Raw genomic sequence first — 19,952 nt, forward strand, 5'->3', positions numbered from 1 at the left:
GGCCGCAGGCATGACATCGGCGGCTTCGCAGGTTTCGTCTCCGGTCGGCATCGTCGCCGGCGGTGGCGCCATGCCGTTCGCGGTGGCCGAGTCGCTCGCCGCGCGCGGCATCACGCCGGTGCTGTTTGCGCTGCGCGGCGCCTGCGATCCGCAGCGGGTGGAGCCCTTCCGCCACCGCTGGATCTCGGTCGGCCAGCTCGGCCGCGCGATGCGGCTGTTTCGCCAGGAAGGCTGCCGCGACCTGATCTTCATCGGCACATTGGTGCGGCCCTCGCTGTCGGAGATCCGTTTCGACGTCACGACGCTGCGTTTGCTCGGCCATGTCATTCGCGCCTTCCGCGGCGGTGACGATCATCTCTTGTCCGGCGTCGGCCGCATCCTCGAGCAGGACGGCTTTCGCATGGTCGGCATCAAGGACGTCGCGCCCGATCTCTTGATGCCCGAGGGCTGCATCAGCCGCGCCTGGCCGAGCGACAACAGCAAGGCCGATATCGCGCGCGGCCAAGCGGTGCTGGCCGCGCTGGGTCCGTTCGACATCGGCCAGGCTGTCGTCGTGATCGACGGCCATGTGGTGGCGGTCGAGGACATCGAGGGCACCGATGCGCTGCTTGCCCGCGTCGCGCGGCTGCGCGAGGAGGGGCGCATCCGCGCCGCCACCGGACGCGGCGTGCTGGTGAAGGCGCCCAAGAGCGGCCAGGATCTGCGCTTCGACCTGCCGACGATCGGCCCGCGCACGATCGAGGGCGTCGCGGCTGCCGGCCTCGCCGGTATCGCCGTCATTGCCGGCAACACGATTGCAGCAGAGCCGCAGGCCATGATCGCGCTTGCGGATGCCAAGTATCTCTTCGTCATCGGTCTGCCCGCTTGATGTCGCGTGATCCCAAGCGCAAGATCTTCCTGGTCGCGACGGAGGAATCCGGCGACCGGCTCGGCAGTGCCTTGATGAAGGTGCTGCGCCAGCGGCTCGGCGACGGCGTCGAGTTCTCAGGCGTCGGCGGCCGCACCATGGCGCGCGAGGGCCTGGAATCGCTGTTTCCGATCGAGGAGCTGTCGATCGTCGGCTTTGCCGCGGTGGTGCAGCAATTGCCGAAGATCCTGCGGCTGATCCGGCAGACGGCCGATGCCGTGATTGACGCGATGCCGGATGCCCTCGTCATCATCGACAGTCCCGATTTCACCCACCGTGTCGCCCGCCGCGTGCGTTCGCGAAGCCCTGCGATTCCGATCGTCGACTACGTTTCGCCGCAGCTCTGGGCCTGGCGGCCGGGACGGGCGCGGACCATGCTCGGCTATGTCGACCACGTGCTCGGGCTGCTACCGTTCGAGCCGGAGGAATATCGCAAGCTCGGCGGCCCGCCTTGCAGCTATGTCGGCCATCCCCTGATCGAGCAACTGCCCTCTCTGCGGCCGAACGCGGAGGAGCAGGCGCGCCGCAACAGTGAGCCGCCCGTGCTCCTGGTGCTGCCCGGCAGCCGCCGCAGCGAGGTCCGGCATCACCTCGATGTGTTCGGCGCGGCACTCGGCCGCCTGCAGGCGGAGGGACGCGCGTTCAAGCTGATGCTGCCGACCATGCCGCATCTCGAAGCGACCATTCGCGACGGTCTCGCGAGCTGGCCGGTCAAGCCGCAGATCGTGATCGGCGAGAACGAGAAGCGCGCCGCCTTCCGGATCGCGCACGCCGCGCTGGCCAAATCCGGCACGGTAACACTCGAGCTCGCGCTGTCGGGCATTCCGATGGTGACGGCCTATCGCGTCGGTGCGATCGAAGCCTTCATCCTGCGCCGCGCGATCCGCGTCTCCTCGGTGATCCTCGCCAATCTCGTGATCGGCGAGGATGTCATTCCCGAGTATTTGCAGGAAGACTGCACACCGGAGAAGCTGACACCGGCGCTATCGCAGTTGCTGACGGATTCGCCGCTGCGCCAGCGGCAGGTGGAGGCGTTCACCCGGCTCGATCAGATCATGTCGACGGGCACCAAATCGCCAAGCGTCCTCGCGGCCGACATCGTGCTCGCGACGATGCGCAAGGTCGGGCCGTAAGCGAAGATTTTGTAGGTTGCCTGCCCAACGACATCGCCACAAACGAAAACGGCGCCATCGTGCGATGGCGCCGTTTCGAAGGCCGTGACGGCCGAACTTACTTGCGCTCGTTGATCGGCACGTAGTCGCGCTTGACGACGCCGGTGTAGAGCTGGCGCGGACGGCCGATCTTCTGCTGCGGATCCTCGATCATCTCGCTCCACTGGCTGATCCAGCCGACGGTGCGGGCGACCGCGAACAGCACGGTGAACATCGAGACCGGGAAGCCCATCGCCTTCAGCGTGATGCCCGAATAGAAGTCGACGTTCGGGTAGAGCTTGCGGTCGATGAAGTACTGGTCGCTGAGCGCGATCTTCTCGAGCTCCATTGCCACCTTCAGCATCGGATCGTCGCCATGGCCGGTCTCCTTGAGCACGGCGTGACACATCTTCTGCATGATCTTGGCGCGCGGATCGTAGTTCTTGTAGACGCGGTGACCAAAGCCCATCAGGCGGACCTCGGAATTCTTGTCCTTCACCTTGGCGATGAACTCGGGGATCTTGTCGACCGTGCCGATCTGATAAAGCATGTTCAGCGCGGCCTCGTTGGCGCCGCCATGGGCCGGGCCCCAGAGGCAGGCGATGCCGGCCGCGATGCAGGCGAACGGGTTGGCGCCGGAGGAGCCGGCGATGCGGACCGTCGAGGTCGAGGCGTTCTGCTCGTGGTCGGCGTGCAGGATGAAGATCTTCTCCAATGCATCGGCGAGCACCGGGCTGACCTTGTAGTCCTCGCAAGGCACTGCGAAGCACATGTTCAGGAAGTTCTCGGCAAAGCCGAGCGAGTTCTTCGGATAAACGAAGGGCTGGCCGACGGTGTACTTGTAGGCCATCGCAGCCAGCGTCGGGATCTTCGCGATCATGCGCATGGAGGCGATCATGCGCTGCTTCGGATCGTTGATGTCGGTGCTATCGTGATAGAACGCGGCGAGCGCGCCGACGGCCGCAACCATGATCGCCATCGGATGGGCGTCGCGGCGGAAGCCCTGGAAGAAGCGGGCCATCTGCTCGTGCACCATCGTGTGATGGGTGACGCGGTGGTCGAAGTCCTTCTTCTGCGCAGGGGTCGGCAGATCCCCGTAGAGCAGGAGATAGCAGGTCTCCAGGAAGTCGCCGTGCTCGGCGAGCTGCTCGATCGGGTAGCCGCGGTATTCCAGCACGCCCGCGTCGCCGTCGATATAGGTGATCTTGGACTGGCAGCTCGCGGTCGAGGTGAAGCCCGGATCGTAGGTGAACAGGCCGGACTGGCCGTAGAGCTTGCCGATATCGATGACATCAGGTCCGACGCTGCCACTGAGGATCGGAAGATCGTAGGTCTTGTTTCCAACCGTCAGCGTGGCGGTCTTATTGTTTGGTTTTGCGTCCATCGTAGGTCCCCGATGTGTGGTGAAACGGGCGGGAGCCGGAGGCCCCTGGGAAGATCATGGGGGCAGGCCGGAAGTTCCAGAATGTACGGGGAGATGGGTATATTATTGCTGTGTGCGCTGCAAGATCGCCGCACGCATGATCGACTTACGTCGTAGACTGATCCTTAAGCCGGCCAAGGCTCTCCTGGCGTCCCAGCACGTCCAAAACCTCAAATATACCAGGCGACGTCGTCCGTCCGGTGAGCGCCACCCTGAGCGGCTGGGCCACGGCGCCGAGCTTGAGACTGTTTTCCTCGGCAAAGGCGCGGAGCGCCGCCTCGGTGGTTGCACCGCTCCACGTCTCGACTTTCTCCAGCGCGGAATGAAGCTGGCCGATCAGCTTGCGGTTCTCGGGCGTCAGCAGCGCCTGCGCCTTGGGATCGAGCGCCAGCGGCCGGTCCGCGAAGATGAAATGGGCGCCGTCGATCAGCTCGATCAACGTCTTGGCGCGCTCCTTCAGGGCCGGCATGGCCTTGAGGAGCTGCGCGCGCGTGGTGTCGTCCAGCTTGGCCTTGATCTCGTCGCGGCTCGGCACGATGTGGTCGAGCACGTCCTCGAACATCCTCACGAGGGATTGATCGTCGGCGTGGCGGATGTAGTGGCCGTTGAGGTTTTCAAGCTTGGCGAAATCGAAGCGGGCGGCGGCGCGGCCGACGCTGGCAAGGTCGAACGCGTCGATCATCTCCTCTGTCGAGAAGATTTCCTGGTCGCCGTGGCTCCAGCCGAGCCGGACGAGGTAGTTGCGCAGCGCAGCCGGCAGATAGCCCATGGCGCGGTAGGCATCGACGCCGAGCGCGCCGTGCCGCTTGGACAGCTTCGAGCCGTCCGGACCGTGAATGAGGGGGATGTGGGACATGCTCGGCAGCGCCCAGCCCATCGCATCGTAGATCTGCTTCTGGCGCGCGGCGTTGATCAGGTGGTCGTCGCCGCGGATCACGTGGGTGACGCCCATGTCGTGGTCGTCGACGACCACGGCGAGCATATAGGTCGGGTTGCCGTCGCCGCGCAGCAGCACGAGGTCGTCGAGGTTCTCGTTCTGCCAGACCACGCGGCCCTGGACCTGGTCCTCGATCACGGTCTCGCCGGTCTGCGGCGCGCGCAGGCGGATGGTGGGCTTGACGTCGCTCGGAGCCGTCGCGGGATCGCGGTCGCGCCACAGGCCGTCATAGAGGCGGGTACGGCCCTCGCTGCGCGCCTTCTCGCGCATGGCGGCGAGCTCCTCGGCCGTGGCGTAACAGCGGTAGGCCTTGCCTTCGGCCAGCAGCTGCTCGGCGACCTCGCGGTGGCGGGCGGCGCGGGCGAACTGGTAGATGACCTCGCCGTCCCAGCCGAGCTCGAGCCACTTCAACCCGTCCAGGATGGCGCCGATGGCCGCCTCCGTGGAGCGCTCCCGGTCGGTGTCCTCGATCCGCAGCAGCATCTTGCCGCCGTGCTTCTTCGCATAGAGCCAGTTGAACAGCGCCGTGCGGGCGCCCCCGATATGGAGGAAGCCGGTCGGCGAGGGGGCAAAGCGGGTGACGACGGAATCGGTCATTCTTGGTAGGGCCTATGCATTGGAGGCGGTGGTGTATAGCAGGAACGGGACATAACTAAAGGGCGGCGGCGGACCTGGTGTGCCTAGCTTAAGCTCTTGGCGCGGCCACGCGAATTTGGCAGAAGGACCGCTGATTTCCCGACAGGATTTTGGTGATGACAGAACCGGTGGCAGCTGAGGTTGGGCGCGATTTCATTCGTGACATCATCCAGGCCGACCTCGACCAGGGCAAGTACAGGGAGATCGTGACCCGGTTCCCGCCGGAGCCGAACGGCTACCTGCATATCGGCCACGCCAAGTCGATCGCCCTCAATTTCGGCATCGCCCAGGAGTTTCCGGGCCGCTGCCATTTGCGCTTCGACGACACCAATCCGGTCAAGGAAGAGCAGGAATATATCGATTCCATCCAGGCCGACGTGCGCTGGCTCGGCTTCGACTGGGGCAAGAACCTGTTCTTCGCCTCCGACTATTTCGACCGCCTGTATGAATGGGCGGAGCAGCTGATCCGCGACGGGCTCGCCTATGTCGACGACCAGAGCCAGGAGGAGATCCGCCTTACGCGCGGCACGCTGACCGAGCCCGGCAAGAACTCGCCGTTCCGCGACCGCAGCGTCGATGAGAACCTCGACCTGTTCCGCCGCATGAAATCAGGCGAATTCCCCAACGGCGCGCGCGTGTTGCGGGCCAAGATCGACATGGCCGCGGGCAATATCAACCTGCGCGATCCGGTGCTGTACCGCATCCTGCATGCGCACCATCCGCGCACCGGCACCAAGTGGAGCATCTATCCGAGCTACGACTACGCGCACGGGCAGTCGGACGCGATCGAAGGCATCACGCATTCGATCTGCACGCTGGAGTTCGAGGACCACCGGCCGCTCTACGACTGGTTCATCGAGAAGCTGCCGGTGCCGTCGCAGCCGCATCAGTACGAATTCGCGCGCCTCAACCTGACCTATACGCTGCTGTCCAAGCGCGTGCTGACCCAGCTCGTCCGCGACGGCCATGTCGCGGGCTGGGACGATCCGCGCATGCCGACCATGGCAGGGATGCGCCGCCGCGGCGTGCCGCCGGCGGCCTTGCGCGAATTCGTCAAGCGCATCGGCGTGGCCAAAGCCAACAGCGTGGTCGATGTCGGCATGCTGGAGTTCTGCATTCGCGAGGAGCTGAACCGCACCGCGCAGCGGCGCATGGCGGTCTTGAAGCCGCTCAAGGTCGTGATCGAGAACTATCCGGAAGGGCAGACCGAGGAGCTCGAGGCGATCAACCACCCGGATGATCCCAGCGCGGGCACGCGGAAGATCACGTTTGGCCGCGAGCTCTATATCGAGCAGGACGACTTCATGGAGAACCCGCCGAAGAAGTTCTTCCGTCTGTCGCCGGGCAATGAGGTGCGGCTGCGCTATGCCTATTTCGTCAAGTGCACCGGCGTGATCAAGAACGACAAGGGCGAGGTGGTGGAGCTGCGCTGCACCTACGACCCCGCGACCAAGGGCGGCAACGCGCCCGACGGCCGCAAGGTCAAGGCGACCATGCACTGGCTGCCGGCGGCGGCATCCAGGCCCGCGGAGATCCGCGTCTACAACCAGCTGTTCGCCAATCCGAGCCCGGACGCCTCGAACTTCGCAGCCGATCTCAATCCGAATTCGCTGGAGATTCTCTCCGATGCGCGGGTCGAGGCCTCGGTGGCCGAGAGCAATTCGACCGAGCCGATGCAGTTCGAGCGGCAGGGCTATTTCGTACGCGACAAGGACTCGACGCCGGGCAAGCCGGTGTTTTCCCGCACCATCGGCCTGCGCGACACGTTCGCGAAGGAAGTCGCCAAGGGTTGATGCGCAATGAGCAGTGAGGCGGACGCGATCGTTTCCGACGTCATCGCGAAATGGTGCGCCGGGTTTGCCAAGCTCGACGCCGTGGCGCTGTCGTCGCTGTACGCGACGAACGCGTTCTTCTTCGGCTCCAACCCGAAGCTCTATCGCGGCCGGGACGGCGTCGCCGATTATTTCAATGGCCTGCCACGCTTTCGCAAACCGAGCGCGGTGTTCTCCGACGTGCACGCAACACAGGCCGGCCCTGACCTGATCAACATGGCCGCGACCATCACCTTCGATCTCGCCGGCGAGCGCGATGATCTCGTCGTCAAGATGAGCTGGGTCATCATTCGCGAGGACGGTGATTGGCGGATCGTCAATCACCACGCCTCTTCGAAGGCGCCGCTGATTTAACGGTCGCGCGATTCCCGTGGTGTCGTCATTCCGGGCTCGCGCCAAGTGGCGCGCCCCGGAATGACAGAAAATGCGAACCGAATATCGCTCCGAGCGTTGAGGTGGCTCCAAACAAGGAATCCACCATGCAGAACATCGCAGAGCATATGGAAGTCATCGGCGCCGACGGCGTCCATGTCGGTACCGTCGACAAGGTCGAGGGCAACCGCATCAAGCTGACCAAGAAGGACAGCGGCGAGGGCAGCCACAAGGGCCATCATCATTTCATCGACAAAGGCCTCGTTGCGGGCATCGAAGGCAACAAGGTGCGGCTGTCCGCCAACGCGGCGGTGGCCGTGACCATGGAGGAGGAAAAGTAGGGCGCTCTCTCTTCGTTCCCGATCCGTACCGCTATTCGCCCGGCCGCACGTTCCGGTAGCCTTGGCGCCAGTCGCGTCGCGTAAGGTTGTTGAGGAATGGCGGAGCCGGGGCGGCCAGTGCGCTCCCAGGGAGTTGCAGGGACGTGGCCGGTCGGCCGCGCCGCACCGGCGGGCGGCTTCGCGCCCAGCGGCCTCGGCGTCTGGCCGACAATTGTCGAGGCGCTGCGCGAATGGGCCCGCGCCGAGGCCGGGCCCGGGCGCCTGCTGCCGTGGGTGCCGGTCGCCTTCGGCAGCGGCATTGCGCTTTACTTCGCCGCCGATCACGAGCCGGTGCTGTGGGTCGTCGCCGCGACCGCCCTCGCGCTTCTGCTCGGCGCAGCCTTGTTGCGGCGGACTCGGCTGTTCGCGCCCGCCATCATGATCGCGGCGGTCGCCGCCGGCTTTGCCGTCGCGACCTGGAAGACGGCGCGCATCGCTCATCCCGTGCTGGCAAAACCGCTCTATGCGGTGTCGCTGTCGGGCTTCGTGGAAGCGCGCGACATCCGCGAGCGCACCGATCGCTTCGTGCTGCGCGTCAGCGCGATGGAGGCGCAGCGCAGCGACGTCAAGCTGGAGCGCGTGCGCCTGTCGGTGCGCAAGGGCACGGCGCCCGAGGTCGGCAGCTTCGTGCAGCTCAAGGCGCGGCTGCTGCCGCCGATCTCGCCGGTGCGCCCCGGCAGCTACGATTTCTCGCGCGACATGTTCTTCCAGGGCATCGGCGCCTCCGGCTTCGTGCTGGGGTCGATCACGGCGTCCACGCCGCCGGATGCCGGCGGATTGCGGCTGCGCTACACCGCCTTCATGCAGGGCCTGCGCGATGCGATCGACGCGCGCATCCGCGCAACGCTCGAAGGCGACAATCGCGCGATCGCGACCGCGCTGCTCACCGGCCGGCGCGATGCCATCACCGCGCCCGTCAACGATGCGATGTTCGTCTCGGGTCTCGGCCACGTGCTCTCGATTTCCGGTTATCACATGGCGGTCGTTGCCGGCGTCGTGTTCTTCGCGGTGCGCGCACTGCTGGCCTTGATCCCGGGGCTGGCGGCCGGCTTCGCCATCAAGAAATGGTCGGCGGCCGCGGCGCTGGTGGCGGCTGCGTTCTACCTATTGCTGTCTGGCGCGGAAGTCGCGACGCAAAGGTCGTTCTTCATGACGGCCGTGGTGCTGATCGCGGTGATGGTCGACCGCCGCGCCATCACGTTCCGCACCCTGGCAGTGGCCGCGCTTGTCGTGCTCGCGGTCGCGCCCGAAGCGCTGGTTCACCCGAGCTTCCAGATGTCGTTTGCGGCCACGCTCGGTCTCGTTGCCCTGGTGCAGATCGGCATGCCGAATCTGCTCGCATCGCCCGATCATTCCGCGACGGCGCGGATCGCGCTGTGGGGCGGCCGCGAGATCGCGGTGCTGTTCCTGGCCTCCTTGATCGCGGGGCTTGCGACCACGCCCTACGCCGCCTTCCACTTCCATCGCGTGACGCCCTACGGCGTGCTCGCCAATCTCGGCGCGATGCCGGTGGTCTCGGCGCTGGTGATGCCGGCCGGGCTTTTGGGACTGCTCGCCGCGCCCTTCGGGCTCGACGGCGTGTTCTGGTGGCTGATGGGGATCGGCATCGAGTGGATGGTCGCGGTCTCGCGCTGGGTGGCGGCGTTGCCGGGCGCGGTCGGCCGCATCCCCACGTTCGGGATCGCGCCGCTGATCGCGGCGAGCCTCGGCATCATCGTGATGGGGCTGTTGCGAACGCCCCTGCGCTGGTGCGGTGCCCTGGTGCTGCTGGTGTCCATCGCCTGGGGCTTGTCGGTTCGGCAGCCAGACGTCCTGATTGCCGGGGACGGTGCCAGCGTCGCCGTGCGGGGCAGGGACGGCCGACTGCATGTGATCCGCGCGAGCAAGGACAGCTTCCTGCTCAAGCAGTGGCTGGCGGCCGATGCCGATCCGCGCGATGCCGGCAGCACCTCGTTGGCCGACGGTGTGTCGTGTGACGAGGCCGGCTGCGTGACGCCGCTCGCGGACGGACGGCTGGTCGCGCTGTCCCTGCGCATCGACGCGCTGGCCGACGATTGCAGCCGCGCGGCGCTGGTGGTGACGGCGCGTCCCGCGCCGCCCGATTGCGCGGCGATGGTCGTCGACAGGCCGCGTCTTGCGAGCCAAGGCGCGCTGGCGTTGACGCAGCGTGGCGACGGCTTTGCCGTTCAGGCGGTGAGGGCGAGAGGCGCCAGTCGCCCCTGGCTGCCGGCAGGCGCCGGCGAAGGCGATTTCGACGGCAACCTTGCGCCGAGGACGGTCGCGCCGCGCAGCCGGGATGCAACGCCATCGGAGACCGACTTGCAGGCTGACGATTGAGGATCGATGCGGGGCGGCGGTCCGGCGAGACTGCGCAGGACGCAAACCATACCATCTCGCCGGCCTCGGCCGGCGATGGCATTTCAACTTCCGGCCCTCGACCGATCCGCCGGGGGCCTCGACCGATCAGCCGATCGGCTGGCGTGCGATCGGGGACCGCGTGTCGGCGACGATCTGCGGCTTGTGCTCGCGTTCGCCCACCGCCTGGGTCACTGGCAGTTGCAGCACGGTTGCGCGCTGGCCTTCGACGAGCTGTGTCACCAGCACGTATCTGCCGTCGGGGAATTCGATCGCATCGTGATGCCGATCGGGAATGTGCGGGTCGATCTTGCCGAACTTGCCGACGCGTGAGTTGACGGTGCGCGTCCAGATCCAGCGATTGTCGTAGCGGACGTTGTCGGCGAAGGCGAGCTCCGTTCCCGGCAGCAGGCAGACCGCGACGGAGAGATCGGCTGCGGAGGCGAAGCCGCGCGTCGAGGTGCCGCGGAAGGTTGTCGTGACGATCGTCTCGCCGACTTCGGCGGGGCGTGTCGCGACGGCATGCAGGCTATAGTCACACATCGGGTGCTCCTCATGCGAAGATGGCGACCCGCGTCTCTTCGAGGCGCAGGCCTCTCTCAGAGTGAGCCTGCGACGCTCTGCTTGGTTATGGGCAAATCTGCGGCTCGCGTCCGCAGCACGCGATCACATTATCTTTCTCGGCGCGATTAGGAACAAACTGCGCGTCGATGCATTCGGCAGCGCGGATCAGCGACGGCCGGCATCAACTCGGATGGTTGGCGCGAAATGACTGCACGCCTGCGCTTGCGAACCAGGAAGTCGCGCAGAAGGAGGGGCCGGACAGTCAGCGCAGAACCAGAGGGACCATCCAGCCGAAGCGGACGAAGCGTCCGCTCCAATCTTGGAGCGAGGGTGCCGGTCGAAAGCGCGCGGCGTGCTCGATAAGCTCAGTACTTTCGATAGAGCCCGATCAGCTTGCCCTGAATCTTCACGCGGTTCGGCGGCAGGATGCGCACCTCGTAGGCGGCATTGGCAGGCTCGAGCGCGATCGAGGCGCCGCGGCGGCGGAAGCGCTTGAGCGTGGCCTCCTCGTCGTCGATCAGCGCGACCACGATGTCGCCGGTATCGGCGCTCTCGTTGCGCTGGATCAGCGCCATGTCGCCGTCGAGGATGCCGGCCTCGACCATCGAATCGCCGCGCACCTCGAGCGCATAATGCTCGCCCGAGCCGAGCATGTCGGGCGGCACGCTGATGGTGTGGCTGCGGGTCTGCAACGCCTCGATGGGCGTGCCGGCCGCGATGCGACCCATCACCGGCACCGCTACGGGCCGTTCACCCTCGTCCGCGGGCGGGCTGGAGCTCGCGCGCACCTTGCCGAGATTGCCCTCGATGACGCTCGGGGTGAAGCCGCGGCGATTGCCGGCGGCGGCCTGGAGCTCGGGCAGCTTGATCACCTCGATGGCACGGGCGCGGTTGGGGAGGCGGCGGATGAAGCCGCGCTCCTCGAGCGCCGTGATCAGGCGATGAATGCCCGACTTCGAGCGCAGGTCGAGCGCATCCTTCATCTCGTCGAAGGACGGCGGCACGCCGCTTTCCTTCAGACGCTCGCTGATGAACCGCAGAAGCTCGTATTGTTTGCGCGTCAACATCTCGACCTAAGTCCCCCGGTTGATGTCGTTCGATTCCGAGACGATGAATTCGGCAATAAGCCGCTACATCCTCGAAACAAATCATGAACGGACCCTATATGTTCGATATGTGTTCCGCAACTGCTTAATTTACGGTGAACGGGGCGAGGCTCGCGGAATACGTGCGGGCCCGGAGCTCAGACCGGAAGCCGCAGCACCTCGCAAGGCGTGCCGGCCTCAGCCTTCGGCGCGAATGGTGCGCGCACGAGAAGTACCTGTGCCGCAGCGAGATTCGCAAGCAGCGAAGAGTCCTGATGATTGACGGGGACGGCGACGGGTGTGCCGTCCTCGCGCAGCTCCAGGCGTGCGCGCAGGTAATCCTCGCGCTGGTCGTTGGCACCGAGGTCGCGGCCCAGCACGGCGCGCTCTCTTTGATGACGAATGTTGGAGCGGCCCGACAGCGCACGAATCAGCGGCACCATGAACAGGAAGGCGCACACGTAGGATGAGACGGGATTGCCCGGCAGGCCGATCACGCGCATGGCGTCGAGCCGTCCGTGCATCATCGGCTTGCCCGGCCGAATCGCGATCTTCCAGAACGCCATCGCGATGCCTTCGTCTCTCAGCGCCTGCTGGACCAGGTCGTGGTCGCCGACCGACGCACCGCCGGTCGTGACCAGGATGTCGGCACCGCGCTCGCGGGCCCGGCGGATGCCCGCGGACGTGGATTCCAGCGTGTCGGCGGCAATGCCGAGGTCGATGGTCTCGGCGCCCTCGCTGCGCGCCAGCGCATGCAGGGCATAGCCGTTGGAATAGACGATCTGGCCGGGTCCCGGCCTGGTGCCGGGCGTCACGAGTTCGTCTCCGGTGGCGAGGATCGCGACCTTCGGACGACGGCAGACGGCAAGGTGCGGGTGGTTCATTGCGGCGGCGAGCGCGAGATCGCGCTCGGTGAGACGAGTTCCCTTGCGCAGCAGCACGTCGCCTTCAGCAAAGTCGACGCCGGCGGGGCGGATGTGCCTCCCGGGAATCGCGGCCTCCTTGATCGTGACGCCGCTGCCGTCCGCGACGGTGTCCTCCTGGATCACCACCGCGTCGGCGCCGTCGGGAATGACGCCCCCGGTGAAGATTCGCACGGCTTCGCCGGGGCCGACTGTTCCGGCGAACGGACGGCCGGCTGCGACCTCGCCGGTCACATTAAGCCTGGAATTGATCGTGGCTGCGTCGGCCGCGCGCACCGCGTAGCCGTCCATCGCCGACATCGCTTCGGGCGGTTGCGTGCGCCGCGCCGCGAGGTCGCGCGCGAGCACGCGATGGTAGGCCTGGTCGAGGGCAACCGTCTCTTCGGCCAGCGGCTCGGCATCGGCCAGCACCGCCGCGAGCGCGTCAGAAACCGGCATCAAGGCCACGGGTGAACTCCTGCTGAGCACATCGGCTATGGGGCCGCAGTGTTCTAGCCGAGGAGGCGCGTGAGGCAAAGCCGCCCGCGGAATGTCGTGCGTGATCTCGCTCGTGTGGAATGCAGCTCACGTCCGTCGCGGCAGGATCCGGCAGGCGAGAAAGACCGGCACGAGGATCGCCATGACGAGGACAAGAAGGACGAGCGCCACGGCCGGCATCGGTCAACTCCCGCTCCGCCGGTCCCGCTCGACGTCCGGCGCCCTGGGGCCTTGATCCTTGTCGGGCAGCGGATCGGCCTGGGATTTCAGGTCGGCCGCCTTGCTGATGAGCTTGGCAGATAGGTCCGAATCCGAGGTGGTTCTGGCGAATTCAAGCAGGAGAGAGGCTTGCTTTGTAAGGTAGGTTTTGCCCAGCACGTCGTCAGTCCAATGTAGAAGTCCCCAACGGATTCATGAGTCCGAAGGGTGGTATTCCGTTCCGGGAACTCTGTGTAAAAATGCACAAAGCGATTGGGTTCCACATCGCGACGTAATTTAGTCGCGGAAAAGAGGGTTCTCCGGCTCTTGCGTCGCCTTAGATGCCCAAGGCCTTCAGTGCGTTCCCGACATCGCGCGGCGAGGTGACATGCACCGCCATCAAGCCACGCGCCCGGGCCCCCTCGATGTTCTCGGCGAGGTCATCGAAGAATACGATGCGCTCCGCCGGCACGCCGATCGCCGCGACGACATGGTCGAAAGCCTCCGCATCCGGTTTGCGCAGGCCGATGCTGGACGACAAATATAGCTCGCGGAAGTGACCGAGCAGATCGGCATATTGCTTCGAGAAATAGGCGACGTGCGGCTGATTGGTGTTGGAGAAGGCGTAGAGCGGCATCTGCCTCGCCGCGCGCGGCAGCAACTCGGCGATGTCAGGCATCTCGCCGGCGAAGATTGCGTTCCAGCCTTCCAGGAACTGCGCGTCCGAAATGCCAATCCCGAGCGAGGATCGCAGCGAGGCGAAATAATCCTCGTCGCTGATCTTTCCCATCTCGTGCAGCCGATATGCCTCGTCGCGCACATAGCGCGCGACGATGGCCTCGGGCTGGCAGCCCGCATGTCCCGCCCAGCAGGCGATCGCCTTGGAAAAGTCGATGTCGAGCACCACGCGCCCGAGGTCGAACAGGAGCGCATCCGCGCTGCCGGGAGAGAGCGATGTCATTGCGTCCTTTTCACATGGCGTCAGTAACGATAGGGCTCGTGGTCGAACAGCGGGAACGCGCTGAATACGCTGGGCGCGTTGGTGGCGGTCGCCGGATGCAGGCAGGATTTGTCGACCTCGGCAAACGAGGTGGCGCCGAGCAGGCCGAGGCAGCGCAGCACCTCGTCCTCCAGCAGCTCCAGCATGCGCGCGACGCCGGCTTCGCCGGCCGCGGCCAGCGCCCAGCATTGCAGCCGGCCGATGCCGACGAGGTCCGCGCCCGCCGCGATCGCCTTTACGATGTCGGTGCCGCGGCAGATGCCGCCGTCGACCATGATCTTGGCGCGGCCTTTCACGGCCTCGACGATCTCGGGCAGCACATGCATGGCACCGCGGCCATGGTCGAGCTGGCGGCCGCCATGGTTGGAGACGTAGATCCACTCGACGCCGTGCTCGAGCGCGATCTGCGCGTCCTCGGCGGTGGCGATGCCCTTGAGAATCAGCGGAATCCTGAACCTGTCCTTGATCATCTTCACGGTCCGCCAGTCCAGGCCCTTCTGGAAATCGCCGCCGGTGGCGCGCAGGCGGCTCTCGCGAACGTAGCGTTTGGCGATGTCACGTTCACGACGGCTGTAATGGGCGGTGTCGACGGTCAGGCAGAACGCGGCATAGGCGTTCTTCTCGGCCCGGCTGACGACATCGGCGACGAAGGCATCGTCCCCGCGGACATAGAGTTGGTAGAGCCGCAGCGCCTCGGGGGCCGCCTCGGCGGTCTGCTCGAGGCCAGGCTCGGACACCGAGCTCAGCATGTGCGCCGCACCGAAGGTCCCGGCAGCGCGCACGACGCTCGCCGCGCCATCGGGATCGAAGACCTCGAGCGCGCCGACCGGGGCCAGCACCACCGGCAGGCGCATCTTGCGGCCGAACTGCTCGACGCTTGCATCGATCTTGCGCACGTCGCGCAGCACGCGCGGTCGGAAGGCGATCTCGTCCAGCGCCATGCGGTTGCGGCGCATCGTCGTCTCGGTCTCGGCCGCGCCGATGATGTAGTCCCAGGCATTCTGATTCAGATTGGCGCGCGCCTTCCGGATGAACTCGTGCAGGTTCTGGAACGGCTCGTCGCTGGCGCCGAGCTCGACGTTCCGCTCCGGCAGGATGCGGGGCGCTTCGTTCATTGTCGTCCTCCCGAGAATTTGAACTCTTATCCGTCATCGCCTATCGCGTCCGGCCCTCCAAAACCATCCTTAAATCGCATAGCTGTGAGACGGCAGCGGGCACCGGTTACTGCGTCGCGCGAAGCGGTTTCGGAACGTTGCCAAAAGTTTAGTCCAAGGCGAAGGGATTTTTCGGTATGCCCGCCGACGTGGCATCCCGGCCTTGAAGAAACCGGAATGGTATTGTGAGACGGGCGCCGGATCGCCATTTGCATGGCGCCTGTCAGCCTGAAGAGAACCGCCAAGCAAAAGGCACCCATCCATGCGGAAATCCCTGCTGTTCCCCCTCGGCGCGCTCACCGGAGCGTGTCTCACCCTTCTGGTAGCCAGCCCGCAGGGCGGCGTGTGGGCGGCGCGGGCGGCAGTGGGCGCGGACGACGTCTATTCTCAGCTCAATCTGTTCGGGGCCGTGTTCGAGCGCGTCAAGGCGAGCTATGTCGAGAAGCCGGACAACGCCAAGCTGATCGAAGGCGCCATCACCGGCATGGTGACCTCGCTTGATCCGCATTCGCGCTACATGAACGCCAAGTCCTGGACCGAGATGCAGGAGACCACCTCCGGCGAATTCGGCGGGCTCGGGATCGAGGTCACGATGGAGGATGGCCTCGTCAAGGTGGTCTCGCCGATCGACGACACGCCGGCCTCGAAGGCCGGCATCATGTCCGGCGACCTCATCAGCAAGATCGACGGCGAGGCCGTGCAGGGCATGACGCTCGAGCAGGCGGTCAACAAGATGAAGGGACCGGTCGACACCAAGACCAAGCTGACCATCGTGCGCAAGGGCGCAGACGCGCCGCTCGAAGTGGCGATCACGCGCGAGATCATCCATGTGCGCCCCGTGCGCTTCCGCGTCGAAAACAGCGATATCGGCTATATCCGTATCACCTCGTTCAACGAGCAGACCACCGACGCCCTGAAGAAGGCGATCGCCTCGATCACCAAGCAGGTCCCGTCGGAGAAGCTTGCGGGCTACGTGGTCGACCTGCGCAACAATCCGGGCGGCCTGCTCGACCAGGCCGTGTCGGTGTCGAGCGCGTTCCTGCAGCGTGGCGAGGTCGTTTCGACCCGCGGACGCAGTCCGGAAGAGACCCAGCGCTTCACCGCGCATGGCGGCGATCTCACCAGGGGCAAGCCGATCGTGGTGCTGATCAACGGCGGTTCGGCCTCGGCCTCGGAGATCGTCGCCGGCGCGCTGCACGACCACAAGCGCGCGACGATCATCGGCACGCGCTCGTTCGGCAAGGGCTCGGTCCAGACCATCATTCCGCTCGGCTCCGGTAACGGCGCCCTGGCTCTGACGACGGCACGCTACTACACGCCGTCGGGCCGCTCGATCCAGGCGCAGGGCATCGCGCCCGACATCGAGATCCTCCAGGACGTGCCACCGGAGTTGAAGGGCCGGATGGACACCATGGCAGAATCCCAGATGCGCGGACATCTTTCGGCCGGCGAGGGCGGCGAGCAGACCGGATCGCAGTCGTATGTTCCGCCGAAGGAGGAGGACGACAAGGCCCTGCACGCGGCATTCGACTTCCTGCGCGGTGCGCCTGCGAACGAGGTTGCCGCCAAGTCTGCGACGAAGGCTGCGGTGCCGAACTAGATCTTACGAGGCTCCAGATATGGATCGCCCGGAAGTGAGGATGCTTCCGGGCGATTTCGTTTGAGGCTTGTCCGAAGATCCTAACCGGCTTCGCGGCGGCGGCCCTCGCTGCCCTCGCGCCGGGCCAGCCGGCTGCGATGCAGCGCGAACAGCTCCAGCACCTTGTCGGCGGGCTTGGCGGCGCTGAACAGATAACCCTGCATCTCGGAGCAACCGAGCGTGCGAAGCAGGCGCTGCTGCTCCTCGGTCTCGACGCCCTCGGCCGTGGTGGTCATGCGGCGGGCGGTCGCCAGATTGACGACGGCCTGAACGATGCTGGCGGAGCCGTCGGGGCGGGCGATGTCGTCGACGAAACAGCGGTCGATCTTGATCTTGTCGAACGGGAAGCGGTGCAGGTAGCTCAGCGACGAGTAGCCGGTGCCGAAATCGTCCAGCGCAATGCGCACGCCGATGGCGCGGAGCTGGTGCAGGATCGCGAGCGCGGCATCGTCGTCGCGGATCAGGACCGCCTCGGTGATCTCGAGCTCGAGCCGGCTTGCCGGCAGGTTCGAGGCGGCCAGCACCGCCATGATCTTCAGTGCCAGCGTGCCGCTCTTGAACTGCACGGGCGAGACGTTGACGGCGAGGCGGATGTCGTCGGGCCAGCCTGCTGCGTCCCGGCACGCGGTCGCCAGCACCCATTCGCCGATCTCGTTGATCAGGCCGGTGTCTTCGGCAATCGGGATGAATTCGGCAGGCGAGACCCAGCCGCGCTCGGGATGGCGCCAGCGCACCAGCGCCTCGCAGCCGGTGATGCGGTCGTCCTTCAGCCCGATGCAGGGCTGGTAGTAGACTTCGAGCGCCCTTTGGGCGATGGCTTGGCGCAGGTCGATCTCGAGCTGCCGCCGTTCGCGGACCTTGGCGTCCATCTCGGGCTGGAAGAAACGGTAGGTGCGGCGCCCGGCGGACTTGGCCGCGTACATCGCCATGTCAGCGTTCTTCAGGATCTGGTCCAGCGCCGTGCCGTGTTCCGGCGCGAGCGCGATGCCGATGCTGGCGTCGGTGGTGAGATGATGGCCCATGCAGTCGAACGGTGTGCGGATCGTCGCGAAGACCCGCGCGACGAGCTCGTCGACCTGGTCCGACGACCTCACCGCGCTCTGCACGATGGCGAACTCGTCGCCGCCGAGCCGCGCCACGAAGTCCGCCGGACCCGCACAGCGGCGCAGGTTCGCGGCGACCGATTTCAGTAGCTCGTCGCCGACGAGATGGCCGAGCGCGTCGTTGACGCCCTTGAACTCGTCGATGTCGATGTAGTGCACCGCAATCTGCTCGCCGTCGCCGACCGCGGCAAGCTCTTGCCGCAGGTGCTCATGGAACATGGCGCGGTTGGGCAGGTCCGTCAGTGCGTCGTAATGGGCGAGGTGGGTGATGCGCTCCTCGATGCGGCGGCGTTCCGTGATGTCCTCATGGGTCGCGACCCAGCCGCCGTCCGCGAGCGGCTCGTTGAGGATGTGGATCGAACGGCCGTCCGTGGTATCCACCACCATGGAATTGCGGACATGGATGTTCTTCAGCACCAGTTCGACGTAAGCGTCGACGTCGCCCGTGAACGAGCCGCTTGCTTTGCGATGGCTGATGATGTTGTGGAAGCTGGAGCCGGGCTTTACGATCTCGGGCGACAGTCCATACATCTCGATGTAGCGCTGGTTGCAGACCACGAGTCGCCGCTCGGCGTCGAACAGCAACAGGCCCTGAGTCATGTTGTTGACGGCGCGGTCGAGCCGCTGCTTTTCCAGCGTCAGCCGCTCGCGTGAAAGACGGTGCTGCTCCAGCAGCTTGCGCACCACCGCAATCAGCACGCCGGCGATGGCGAGTGCGGACGAGGCGGCGATCGAGATCAGCATGCCGATCTGCTCCCGCCAGTCGGCCAGGGCCGCCGCGCGGGGCGTGGAGGCCATCACCAGGATCGGGAAGTGGGGCAGGGCTCGCGAGGAAACCAGCCGGTCTTCGCCATCGACGGGGCTGGTGAAACGGCCGGCAAAATGATCCAGCCCGAACACCCTCTGATGCTCGAACGGGCCGGACTTGAAGTTTCGTCCCATCAATTCTTGGGAATGCGGATAGCGGGCGAGCAACGTGCCGTCGCGATGCAGCATCGAGATCGTCGCGCCTTCGCCGAGCACGACGGAGGCGAAGAATTTCTCGAAGCTGGCCGGCTCGATCCCGCGTCCGACGACGCCGAGGAACTCGCCGCTTGGTGCCACGATCCTCCGGGCCACCAGAATGGTCCATGCGCCGGAGACGCGGCTGTGCAGCGGCTCGATCAGGACGTCGGGCGCATAGGGATCGTATTTGAAGGTGCGGAAATAGGCGCGATCGGCAACGTTCACCCTTGGGGCGGGCCATGCCGTCGATGAATTGATCAGATTGCCATCGGCATCGATGATGTTGACGCCGCCCATATAGGGCAGCGCGTCGATCTTCGATCGCAGCATCCGGTGGACGTCCTCGCCCGAGAGGTGCTTGCGGTAATCCCCGCCGCTCGTGATTCCGGCGGTGCGGACATGGTCGACGAAGTCCTTCTGGATGACCGCAAAATCCTGCAATTGCTGATCGAAATGATGGGCGAGCAGCAGTACGGCGTTTTCGAGCTCGCGGCCGGAGTTGCGCAGTGCCCGCTCCCGGAAGTTCTGCGCCATCAGGACCGAGCCGATGGCGATGGCCGCGATCAGCAGGGTGCCGCCCACCACCAGCCAGCGGATCGGTCCGCTGCGCACGAAGGCCTGGTCAAACAGACGACTGCCTAATTTCATCTTCATGCTGGATCATTGCCGCGCACACGTCAGGATCAATTCATGAGCCTGAGAACATCCGTTGGTTTACGGTGACGGTGTGGAGGTAAAGTTAGGAAGGGCGGTTAACGATGCATGAATGGTTGCGCGAAAAAGCAATCTATGTGCGCCGCGCGCAAGTGGG

At 65.7% G+C, this 19,952-nt stretch carries 16 protein-coding genes; 7 read left to right on the top strand and 9 right to left on the bottom strand.

Annotated features, from left to right (window positions below; genetic code table 11):
* Positions 1–10: 10 nt before the first annotated feature.
* Positions 11–868 (top strand): LpxI family protein, encoded by an 858-nt coding sequence (locus tag AC3WLX_RS00075; protein WP_492335887.1) that lies wholly within the window; start codon positions 11–13, stop codon positions 866–868.
* Positions 868–2,040 (top strand): lipid-A-disaccharide synthase, encoded by a 1,173-nt coding sequence (gene lpxB / locus AC3WLX_RS00080; RefSeq protein WP_492334246.1) that lies wholly within the window; start codon positions 868–870, stop codon positions 2,038–2,040. Before AC3WLX_RS00075 ends, lpxB begins: the two co-directional genes overlap by 1 nt.
* A 97-nt stretch (positions 2,041–2,137) precedes the next feature.
* Here lpxB and gltA read toward each other — a convergent pair whose 3' ends face one another.
* Positions 2,138–3,442: a citrate synthase gene (gltA, locus tag AC3WLX_RS00085; protein WP_291620320.1), complete on the bottom strand. Its 1,305-nt coding sequence runs from the start codon at positions 3,440–3,442 to the stop codon at positions 2,138–2,140.
* A 145-nt stretch (positions 3,443–3,587) separates the two neighbouring features.
* Positions 3,588–5,015, bottom strand: a complete 1,428-nt coding sequence (gene gltX, locus AC3WLX_RS00090; RefSeq protein WP_492334247.1) for a glutamate--tRNA ligase — start codon at positions 5,013–5,015, stop codon at positions 3,588–3,590.
* A 155-nt stretch (positions 5,016–5,170) separates the two neighbouring features.
* Between gltX and AC3WLX_RS00095 the strand changes: the two genes are divergently transcribed.
* The 4 genes from AC3WLX_RS00095 to AC3WLX_RS00110 all read left to right on the top strand — a co-directional run bounded on the left by AC3WLX_RS00095 (position 5,171) and on the right by AC3WLX_RS00110 (position 9,975).
* Positions 5,171–6,847 carry a glutamine--tRNA ligase/YqeY domain fusion protein gene (locus AC3WLX_RS00095; RefSeq protein ID WP_291620316.1) on the top strand — a complete coding sequence of 559 codons (1,677 nt, stop codon included), beginning with the start codon at positions 5,171–5,173 and terminating at the stop codon, positions 6,845–6,847.
* A gap of 6 nt (positions 6,848–6,853) precedes the next feature.
* Positions 6,854–7,240: a YybH family protein gene (locus AC3WLX_RS00100; RefSeq protein ID WP_291620314.1), complete on the top strand. Its 387-nt coding sequence runs from the start codon at positions 6,854–6,856 to the stop codon at positions 7,238–7,240.
* A gap of 125 nt (positions 7,241–7,365) precedes the next feature.
* Positions 7,366–7,599: a DUF2171 domain-containing protein gene (locus AC3WLX_RS00105; protein WP_291620312.1), complete on the top strand. Its 234-nt coding sequence runs from the start codon at positions 7,366–7,368 to the stop codon at positions 7,597–7,599.
* Positions 7,600–7,695: 96 nt separating this feature from the next.
* Positions 7,696–9,975 carry a ComEC/Rec2 family competence protein gene (locus AC3WLX_RS00110; protein ID WP_492334248.1) on the top strand — a complete coding sequence of 760 codons (2,280 nt, stop codon included), beginning with the start codon at positions 7,696–7,698 and terminating at the stop codon, positions 9,973–9,975.
* A gap of 126 nt (positions 9,976–10,101) precedes the next feature.
* On the opposite strand, the gene AC3WLX_RS00115 is transcribed toward AC3WLX_RS00110, so the two are convergent.
* The 6 genes from AC3WLX_RS00115 to AC3WLX_RS00140 form a co-directional block, all read right to left on the bottom strand.
* Entirely contained in the window at positions 10,102–10,536 is a 435-nt protein-coding gene (locus tag AC3WLX_RS00115; RefSeq protein ID WP_492334249.1) for a hypothetical protein, read from the bottom strand.
* 386 nt (positions 10,537–10,922) lie between these two features.
* Complete coding sequence (gene lexA / locus AC3WLX_RS00120) at positions 10,923–11,624, bottom strand: transcriptional repressor LexA (RefSeq protein WP_091886069.1); 702 nt, start codon at positions 11,622–11,624, stop codon at positions 10,923–10,925.
* Between the two features lie 176 nt (positions 11,625–11,800).
* Positions 11,801–13,012 (bottom strand): molybdopterin molybdotransferase MoeA, encoded by a 1,212-nt coding sequence (locus tag AC3WLX_RS00125; protein WP_492334250.1) that lies wholly within the window; start codon positions 13,010–13,012, stop codon positions 11,801–11,803.
* 213 nt (positions 13,013–13,225) lie between these two features.
* Positions 13,226–13,420 carry a hypothetical protein gene (locus AC3WLX_RS00130; RefSeq protein WP_291624354.1) on the bottom strand — a complete coding sequence of 65 codons (195 nt, stop codon included), beginning with the start codon at positions 13,418–13,420 and terminating at the stop codon, positions 13,226–13,228.
* Between the two features lie 157 nt (positions 13,421–13,577).
* A complete protein-coding gene (locus AC3WLX_RS00135; RefSeq protein ID WP_492334251.1) occupies positions 13,578–14,201 on the bottom strand; it encodes an HAD family hydrolase in 624 nt (207 codons plus the stop codon).
* 20 nt (positions 14,202–14,221) lie between these two features.
* Entirely contained in the window at positions 14,222–15,355 is a 1,134-nt protein-coding gene (locus AC3WLX_RS00140) for an alpha-hydroxy acid oxidase (protein WP_492334252.1), read from the bottom strand.
* Positions 15,356–15,656: 301 nt separating this feature from the next.
* Here AC3WLX_RS00140 and AC3WLX_RS00145 point away from each other — a divergent pair, with 301 nt between their 5' ends.
* The gene (locus AC3WLX_RS00145) at positions 15,657–16,994 is read left to right on the top strand and encodes a S41 family peptidase (RefSeq protein WP_291624348.1); all 1,338 of its coding nucleotides are present in this window, start codon (positions 15,657–15,659) and stop codon (positions 16,992–16,994) included.
* A gap of 80 nt (positions 16,995–17,074) precedes the next feature.
* On the opposite strand, the gene AC3WLX_RS00150 is transcribed toward AC3WLX_RS00145, so the two are convergent.
* Entirely contained in the window at positions 17,075–19,795 is a 2,721-nt protein-coding gene (locus AC3WLX_RS00150) for a bifunctional diguanylate cyclase/phosphodiesterase (RefSeq protein WP_492334253.1), read from the bottom strand.
* Positions 19,796–19,952: the final 157 nt, after the last annotated feature.

This window comes from Bradyrhizobium sp. FW305-F6, assembly GCF_058782905.1.